Source organism: Pseudoclavibacter sp. 13-3 (genome assembly GCF_021168475.1).
Lineage (GTDB): Bacteria > Actinomycetota > Actinomycetes > Actinomycetales > Microbacteriaceae > Pseudoclavibacter_A.
In genome coordinates this window covers 1-1,282 of the sequence record NZ_JAJOZT010000009.1, presented here as the reverse complement: position 1 = coordinate 1,282, position 1,282 = coordinate 1, and the positions used below count along the sequence as shown (strand labels likewise).

Genomic DNA, 1,282 nt, shown 5'->3' with positions numbered 1-1,282 from the left:
GGCGGTTTCAGGTGGTGAGTGCAACATGTTCTTTTGGAGGGTGTTGTGCGGCATGTGGGGTTGGTTGAGCGGGTTGGTGTGATCGAGCGGGTGCTCGCGGGTGAGCGTGTGGAGGATGTTGTCGCTGGGGCTGGGCATTCGCAGCGGGTGGTTCATCATTGGGTGGCTCGGTGCGGGATCCTGCGTTCGCGTGGTAGAAACGGCGGGGTGAACAACCTCAAGGATGTGGATCTCGGGCCGGGGATCAGTGGTGGTGCGGTCGGTCATGGGGCGAGGCTGACGTTATCGGATCGGGTGGTGATTCAGACTGCTCTGGCCCAGGGGCTCTCGCAGGCGAGGATCGCTTCGATGATCGGGTGTCACCGGTCGACGGTCAGCCGTGAGATCCGTCGGACGGCGTTGACGTATCGGAGAGCACGGCCGGTGTATTCCGCAGCGATCGGGCAGCACCGGGCGGCTTCGGCGCGTGCTCGTCCGAAAGCCCGTGTGCTGGATCGTGACCGGACGTTGCGCGCCGAGGTGATCCGGCGATTGGCCCAGCGGCATTCTCCAGCCCAGGTGTCTGCTGGCATCCGCAAGGATAGGGGCATGAGCATCAGCGCAGAGACGATCTATCAGGCCCTGTACGTGCAGGGCAAAGGATCCCTGCGGCAGGAACTGGCCGTGGAGAAGGCGTTGCGCTCGGGACGCACCGGGCGGATCCCGCGCTCAAGACTGCCGCAGCGCCGGGGCCGGAAGACCTGGGTCGAGGGAGCCAACATCAGCCTGCGACCCGCGGAGGCGATCGATCGTGCCGTGCCCGGGCACTGGGAGGGAGATCTGGTCATCGGTCGTGGCGGGAAGAACGCCCTGATCACCTTGGTCGAGCGCTCCACCCGGTTCGCGCTGATCTCCCGTCTGCCAGAGGATCACGAGTCCATCACCGTGACCACTAGGCTCGCGCAGATGATCAGCGCCCTGCCCAAGGCCTTAGCGAGATCCCTGACCTGGGACCAGGGCACCGAGATGGCCCAGGTCAAAGCATTCCGGATCGCGACCGGGTGCCCCGTGTTCTTCTGCGACCCTCACAGCCCCTGGCAGCGCGGAAGCAACGAGAACCTCAACGGACTGATCCGAGACTTCTACCCGAAAGGCACCGATTTCTCCACCATCACCGATCAACAGATCACCGAAATGCAGGACCTCCTCAACACCAGACCACGCAAAACACTTGACTGGGACACCCCGGCCCAGAGAATAGAACCACTACTAACAACCGTTGCACTCACCACCTGAAACCGCC

Annotated in this window: 2 protein-coding genes; one reads left to right on the top strand and one right to left on the bottom strand. The window is 63.6% G+C overall.

Annotated features, from left to right (window positions below; genetic code table 11):
• Positions 1-267, bottom strand: a 267-nt coding sequence (locus LRX77_RS10285; RefSeq protein ID WP_231832814.1) for a hypothetical protein, incomplete at its 3' end; no start/stop codon positions are given.
• On the opposite strand from LRX77_RS10285, the gene LRX77_RS10280 reads away from it, so the two are divergent.
• Positions 244-1,275: an IS30 family transposase gene (locus tag LRX77_RS10280; RefSeq protein WP_442961635.1), complete on the top strand. Its 1,032-nt coding sequence runs from the start codon at positions 244-246 to the stop codon at positions 1,273-1,275. The genes LRX77_RS10285 and LRX77_RS10280 overlap by 24 nt on opposite strands.
• Positions 1,276-1,282 lie beyond the last annotated feature (7 nt).